The sequence below is a fragment of the Atopococcus tabaci DSM 17538 genome (assembly GCF_000429585.1).
Classification (GTDB): Bacteria; Bacillota; Bacilli; order Lactobacillales; family Carnobacteriaceae_A; genus Atopococcus; species Atopococcus tabaci.
This window is the reverse complement of the sequence record NZ_AUCD01000091.1, coordinates 1-6943: the sequence shown is the minus strand read 5'-3', so window position 1 is coordinate 6943 and position 6943 is coordinate 1. Positions and strand designations below refer to the sequence as shown.

The following is a 6943-nucleotide window of genomic DNA, read 5'->3' as shown; positions in this document are numbered from 1 at the left end:
AGCTGGACAAAAAAAGGAGCTAGCCACGTTGTGGCAATTCTCACTGCAGAGAAAAATGGGCTTTTACAGACAGCTTTAACAGCTGAAATAACAGATAAAGTCGAATCACTAGGTGAAGAGATTAAAGGAGCTGTCCGTCAAGCGTTAAAGAAAATAGATTCTACGGCCCAAACAATCCAAACGGGTTCTATCGTCAATTATGGTCCGAAAAGCAGCTTTATAGGCCAACTAGCCCTTTCATTTAGTTAAATGAATAGAAACAAATAACCGCATTTATATTAAGGGTCATTTAGAATAAAGGTTACCGAGGAAAACTTGACGCATACGCTGCTGTTTCTGTTCTATAAACCTGGATAAACTTGTGCTAAAATAAATCATATGAATAACGTAAACAGAGGATTAAATTATGAAAAAAGATAGGAGCAAAAATAATGACGAACAGTGTGACGGTAAAAGAACTCGTCGATGAAATGAAAGACATCCGAGTCGTCAGCGGAGAGGACCACCTGGACAGAAACATCACAGTCAGTGATTTGTCTCGTCCCGCTTTAGAATTGACCGGGTACTTTAATTATTATCCCCAAGATCGGCTGCAGCTGTTTGGCCGGACAGAAATATCGTTTGCCAACAGCATGACCAGCGAAGAACGCATGATTGTCATGCGGCGCATGTGTCAAGCAGAGACCCCGGCTTTTTTGGTGTCACGCAACATGGACATCCCGGAAGAGTTGGTGTCGGCAGCGGAAGAAAAAGGGATTCCGGTCCTCTCTTCCAAACGCGCGACCACACGTCTGTACAGTAACATCAACAACTTCTTGGAAGACCGGTTGGCGGAGAGAGAATCCGTTCACGGTGTGTTGCTGGACATTTTCGGAAGCGGCGTATTGATTACCGGAGACAGCGGCATCGGGAAAAGTGAGACGGCTTTGGAATTGATTCAAAGAGGGCACCGCTTGGTAGCGGACGACCGTGTCGAATTATACATGTTGGATGAATCACGGATTGTCGGTGAATCTCCAGAAATCTTGCGTCACTTGATTGAAATCCGCGGAATTGGGGTTATCGACGTGGTCCATCTCTTTGGAGTGGGAGCCATCCGCCGGAAGAAAACAGTGGATATGGTGGTTAACTTGGAAATGTGGGACCGGAACAGGCAGTACGACCGTCTGGGATCCGCAATGGAAAGCATGCGCGTCTTTAATGTGGATATTCCAAAAATTTCCATTCCAGTCCGTACCGGACGTAACTTGGCAATCATTGTTGAGATGGCTACCATGAACTTGCGTGCGAAGTGGATGGGATATGACGCGACCGCTACGTTTGAGCGGAATCTGGATCAATTGATTCAAAAAAATTCTGAAAACAATCTCTATAAAGGGAGGCAGTAAAATGACAAGTTTGTTGGGGGTAATCGACCCTATTGCCTTCCGATTGGGACCTTTGGAAGTTCGTTGGTACGGCATCATTATTGCAGTTGGGATTTTTGTGGCGATTTGGCTGAGCTCCAAAGAAGCGGTGAAACGCGGATTGGATGAAGATGCGATTGTGGATTTGTCTTTATGGCTGATTCCGGCCGGCTTTATCGGTGCACGTTTGTATTATGTTTTGTTCGAACTCGGTTATTATCTCCAGAATCCGGCGAAAATCATTGCCATCTGGGAAGGCGGCATTGCGATTTACGGGGGATTGATTGGAGGAGCGCTGGCCTTGATTTGGTTCTGTCGGAAAAACAATATTCCGATTTGGCTGATGCTCGACATCATCGCTCCACACGTATTGCTGGCACAGGCAATCGGCCGTTGGGGAAACTTCATCAACCAAGAAGCTCACGGCGGAGAAGTTTCGCGTCAATTCCTAGAGAATTTGATGCTGCCGGACTTCATCATCAACCAAATGGAAATCGGCGGCACCTATTATCACCCGACGTTCTTATATGAATCGGTGTGGAGTCTGATTGGTGTCGTCCTCTTGATTGTTTTGCGCAACCGGGAGAACTTGTTGAAACGGGGAGAAGTAGCGTTAGGGTACGCACTCTGGTATTCATTGGGCCGTTTCTTTATTGAAGGAATGCGGACCGACAGTTTGTATCTCTTTAACACGCCGATCCGCGTTTCGCAGTTGTTATCGGTCATCATTTTCATGGCGGCCATCGGATTGATTGTGTACCGCCGCAAAAATGTGTACCCGCCTGTTCCCTACTACACAGAAGGCATCCAGCCGGAACAGAACTTTGAAAAGAAAAAGAATGATTACTATAAAAAGAAGAAGTAAATAAAGGAGATTCGACTAAACGTGAAATTTGAAGCCGTATTGTTTGATTTTGACGGAACATTGGCCGACAGCAACGACTTGATCAACCGCTCGCACTTAAGCGTGTTGGAAGAGTACTTCCCAGGGGTTTATACCGTGGATTCGGTTCGGAAATTCAACGGTCCGTCATTGGATGAAGTATATGGAACACTCAACTGGGAAGAAAAAGACACCATGATTACGAAATACCGGACATACAACGCGCTTTACCATGACGAGATGATTCGCTTGTTCGACGGTGTTGCGGAACAGCTTCGTGTCTTGAAAGACCAAGGCGTGCAGCTGGCAGTGGTGTCTACCAAACGCAACGATGTGTTGTGGAAAGGCATCCGTCTTCTAGGCCTTGAAGGGATGTTCGATGTGGTCATCGGCGGCGAAGACTACACCCACTACAAGCCGCATCCGGAACCCATTTACCGTGCAATGGCGGAATTAAACTGCCTGCACGAAAAAACCATGATGGTCGGAGATAATTTCCACGACATCGAAGCAGCAAAAAATGCCGGAGTGGCCGGTGTCTTTGTCGGCTGGTCGCAAAAAACACGAGAAGAAATTGCGCCTTACGAACCGGACTATATTGTCGAAACGATGGAGGAATTGACCAATCTTGTGTTGGCTCCATCAACTGTTATGCAATAGATCAAAGGAGATGCTGAAGTGTCTAAGAAAGTAGCTGTATTAGGTGCGGGCTCTTGGGGGACCGCCTTGTCTATGGTTTTAGACGACAATGGACATGAAACGATTGTGTGGGGGAGGAATGCCGACCAGGTGGAAGAAATCAATTCTTTCCACACGAATCGTCATTACTTGCCGGAGGTGGCGCTGCCGAAAAGCCTTCGGGCAACCGACCGGTTGGAAGAAGCTCTGGACGGAGCAGAAGTGGTTTTGTTGGTTGTGCCGACCAAAGCTATCCGCCAACTCTCCAGACAAATTGCGGCGCTCTTGAAAGAGCCGGTTCTCATTGTCCACGCCAGTAAAGGATTGGAACAGCAGACCCATAAACGGATTTCTGTTATCATTGAAGAAGAGATAGCACAAGAGAAACGGACAGGCATCGTGGCGCTTTCAGGACCAAGCCATGCGGAAGAAGTGGCAGCCAAAGATTTAACCACTCTCACTGCCGCTTCCGAAAACGAAGAAGCCGCAAAAACTGTTCAGACCTTGTTCATGAATGACTATTTCCGCGTTTACACAAACCAAGATATCGTAGGCGTCGAGCTGGGCGCGGCGTTGAAAAACATCATCGCGCTTGGAGCCGGTGCTCTCAATGGCCTCGGATACGGAGACAACGCCAAGGCAGCTCTGCTGACGCGGGGATTGACGGAAATAACCCGTCTGGGTATTGCATTTGATGCAGACCCACTGACATTCCTTGGATTAAGTGGGGTCGGTGATTTGGTGGTCACCTGCACCAGTGTCCACTCACGAAACTGGCGTGCCGGAAAACTGCTGGGGCAAGGCTTGCCGTTGGAGGAAGTCCTTGCTAAAATGGGGATGATTGTGGAAGGTGTATCGACCACGAAGGCCGCCTACGAACTGGCGACAGAAAAGGGCATCGATATGCCGATTACCGAAGCGATTTACCGAGTACTGTATGAAGATGAAAAAGTGAAAGATGCAGTAAGCATACTGATGCTAAGAGAAGGAAAATCAGAAAAACCAACTGGAGGTCACAAGTGATGCAAAAAGTGAGAAAAGCCGTGATACCTGCTGCTGGTTTGGGAACGCGTTTCCTCCCGGCCACTAAAGCAATGGCAAAAGAAATGCTGCCGATTGTGGACAAACCAACGATACAGTTTATCGTAGAAGAAGCCATCAACTCAGGGATTGAAGACATCTTGATCATCACCGGAAAAAGCAAACGTCCAATCGAAGACCATTTCGACTCCAACCCTGAATTGGAAGAGAACTTGAAAGAAAAAGGGAAATTGGACCTGCTTGAATTGGTGGAAGAAACAACCGGGTTGAACCTCTTTTTCGTCCGTCAATCCTATCCGAAAGGTCTGGGACACGCGGTCTTGCAGGCAAAAGCGTTTGTTGGAAACGAACCGTTTGTGGTGATGCTCGGCGATGACTTGATGAAAGATGAAGTCCCGTTGACCAAGCAATTGATTGAAGGATACGAAAAAACGCATGCCTCTAATATTGCAGTCATGCGCGTACCGCATGAAGAAACCTCCAGATACGGAATCATCGATCCGGAAGCGAAAGCAGACGAAGGATTGTACAACGTCCGTAAGTTTGTGGAAAAACCGGACCCAAGCGAAGCGCCGAGTGACTTGGCTATCATTGGACGCTACTTGTTGACACCGGAAATTTTCTCTATTTTGGAAAAACAAGAACCAGGTGCCGGCGGAGAAGTCCAATTGACCGATGCGATTGATACGTTGAACAAAACGCAGCGCGTTTTCGCATTGGAATACACAGGCGAACGATACGATGTAGGAGACAAATTTGGATTCTTGAAAACCAGCATTGAATACGGCTTGACTCACCCGCAAGTTAAAGACGACTTAAAAGAATTCATCCTTGAATTGGCGGATGAGCTGGAAGAAAAAGACGGAGCCAAAAATGAGGCAGTTGGTTCTCTTGAAGAAGAAATAATTGAAGAATAACGGCCGCAGCAAGAAACCGCGTGAAGCTGGTTTCTTGCTTTTCTATGGTTGTGGAAAATTCAAGTAAAAGGCATTGGTTCTAAGCGTGTCTTAGGGTATGATAGAGAAAACAACCAGCGAGTAGAGGACGAGAAAGGAGGCCCGAAATGGAGAAATCGAAACGAAACACCATTATTGAGGTCATTCCGAACACGGGTTTATATTACGATCGAGGGCTGAGAGAGTATGAAAAAGGCAATATCCCCCGTGCCCAAAAGTACTTCCAAATCGGCGCTTCTTTAGCAGAAAACGAACAAGACCGCTATTTTGGATTGTGTCAAGTCGCTCTGCTGCACCAACACTTGGGTAATTTCCAAGAATCTTTGGAGTTGCTGGAGGAGCTGTTGGCAAAAGGAACCAGCCGTTACCCAGAAATGTACTTTTTTCAAGCCAACAACTATGCGTTTCTAGAAGAATACAAGGAAGCGTTGAAACTGACCGAGCGGTATTTGCGCATTGAACCAGACGGGGAGTATGCAGAAGAGGCTTTCGAGTTCAAAGAGATGTTGGAAGAAGAATGGTACAATTAACGGCCGAGTTCACAGGTGACTGTGAACAAAATACGACAAAACATATAAAAAACTTACAAAAAATAAGCGAAACAAATGCCGTTGAAAGATATTTGTAGTAAGATAAAGAATACAGAATGTTGAGAGGGGTTATCTCATGGAATTAGTGGACAACATTTATGACGTTATTGTCATAGGAGCAGGTCCAGGCGGAATGACCGCCGCATTATATGCCTCTCGTTCCGATTTGAACACATTGATATTGGAACGCGGCATCCCGGGTGGACAGCTGAACAACACAGCAGAAATTGAAAACTACTCCGGGTTCAAAAGCATTTTAGGCCCAGATTTGGCAACCAAAATGTTTGAAGGTGCACAGCAGTTTGGCGCTGATTATGCTTACGGCGACGTGAAAAAAGTAGTGAACGGACGCGAATACAAAGAAGTGCACACTTACGACAAAATTTATCGTACACGTGCAATTGTCATCAGTACGGGTGCAGAACACAAAAAACTCGGTGTGGAAGGTGAACAAGAGTTCAACGGACGCGGAGTATCTTACTGTGCTGTATGTGACGGAGCATTCTTCCGCAAGAAACATATCGTCGTAGTAGGTGGAGGCGACTCAGCCGTTGAAGAAGGCACGTATTTGACTCAGTTTGCAGATAAAGTGACCATCATCCACCGACGCGATGAGCTGCGGGCTCAAAAAATCTTGCAGGATCGTGCGTTCAAAAATCCAAAAGTGGATTTCATTTGGAATTCCGTTGTGGAAGAGATTGAAGGGGACGAAAAAGTGTCAGCCGTCCGCATCAAGAATGTGAAAACCGGTGAAATCAGCGAAGTTCCTGCTGAAGGAGCCTTTATCTACATTGGCTTGCTGCCAAACTCCGAGCAGTTCCGTGACTTGGGCATCACCGATGAAGAAGGCTGGATTGAAACCAACGAATACATGGAGACGAACATCCCGGGAATCTTCGCTATCGGCGATGTCCGGAAAACACCTTTGCGCCAAGTGGCGACAGCTGTAGGTGACGGAAGTCTCGCAGGAAATGCGGTGTTCAATTACGTTGAAGAATTGAAAGAATCATTGGAAACTGAAGAAACACTTAAAAACTAATAGTACACAAAGAGGCTGGGACAAAAGGTCCTGGATTCTAAAATAAAAGAGAACTTACATTTTCTGTCAAAGAATTTGTAAGTTCTCTTATTTTATTACATTATTTTTTGCATATTTCTTCAGATTGTTGGCCATCAAGACCAACCCGATGTCTGTTTTTACCTTCGATTTACCCCTTAGGTTAAATCGAGTGAACCCTAAATTAGCCTTTATCTGGCCAAAGACTGGCTCAACATCAATCTTTCGTTTGGCAAAGATTGTTGAACCTTCTTTAGATAAAAGCTTTTCTGCTTCTGTATTTTTCAAAATTTGATACTTCTCATTATAGTAAAGCGCCTTTTGCGGCGCAT

General features: G+C 46.0%; 8 protein-coding genes and 1 pseudogene. 8 read left to right on the top strand and 1 reads right to left on the bottom strand.

What is annotated here, in order from left to right:
• The 8 genes and pseudogenes from G470_RS0110790 to trxB form a co-directional block, all read left to right on the top strand.
• Positions 1-249: pseudogene (locus tag G470_RS0110790) on the top strand (ISLre2-like element ISAot1 family transposase); the annotation flags it as partial.
• Positions 250-431: 182 nt separating this feature from the next.
• Positions 432-1388 carry an HPr(Ser) kinase/phosphatase gene (hprK, locus tag G470_RS0110785; protein WP_028274812.1) on the top strand — a complete coding sequence of 319 codons (957 nt, stop codon included), beginning with the start codon at positions 432-434 and terminating at the stop codon, positions 1386-1388.
• Between the two features lies 1 nt (position 1389).
• Positions 1390-2271 (top strand): prolipoprotein diacylglyceryl transferase, encoded by an 882-nt coding sequence (gene lgt, locus G470_RS0110780; RefSeq protein WP_028274811.1) that lies wholly within the window; start codon positions 1390-1392, stop codon positions 2269-2271.
• 21 nt (positions 2272-2292) lie between these two features.
• Positions 2293-2949 carry a pyrophosphatase PpaX gene (gene ppaX, locus G470_RS0110775; RefSeq protein ID WP_028274810.1) on the top strand — a complete coding sequence of 219 codons (657 nt, stop codon included), beginning with the start codon at positions 2293-2295 and terminating at the stop codon, positions 2947-2949.
• 18 nt (positions 2950-2967) lie between these two features.
• Positions 2968-3990, top strand: a complete 1023-nt coding sequence (locus G470_RS0110770; protein WP_028274809.1) for an NAD(P)H-dependent glycerol-3-phosphate dehydrogenase — start codon at positions 2968-2970, stop codon at positions 3988-3990.
• On the top strand, positions 3990-4925 hold the full coding sequence (galU, locus tag G470_RS13450; protein WP_051258555.1) for a UTP--glucose-1-phosphate uridylyltransferase GalU: 936 nt from the start codon (positions 3990-3992) through the stop codon (positions 4923-4925). The genes G470_RS0110770 and galU overlap by 1 nt, the downstream gene beginning before the upstream one ends.
• Positions 4926-5071: 146 nt before the next feature.
• Positions 5072-5494, top strand: a complete 423-nt coding sequence (locus G470_RS0110760; RefSeq protein ID WP_028274808.1) for a tetratricopeptide repeat protein — start codon at positions 5072-5074, stop codon at positions 5492-5494.
• Positions 5495-5630: 136 nt separating this feature from the next.
• The gene (gene trxB, locus G470_RS0110755; protein ID WP_028274807.1) at positions 5631-6593 is read left to right on the top strand and encodes a thioredoxin-disulfide reductase; all 963 of its coding nucleotides are present in this window, start codon (positions 5631-5633) and stop codon (positions 6591-6593) included.
• 87 nt (positions 6594-6680) lie between these two features.
• Here the strand turns inward: trxB and G470_RS0110750 are convergent.
• Positions 6681-6943: transposase (locus G470_RS0110750; RefSeq protein WP_028274806.1), on the bottom strand; the 263-nt coding region annotated here is incomplete at its 5' end.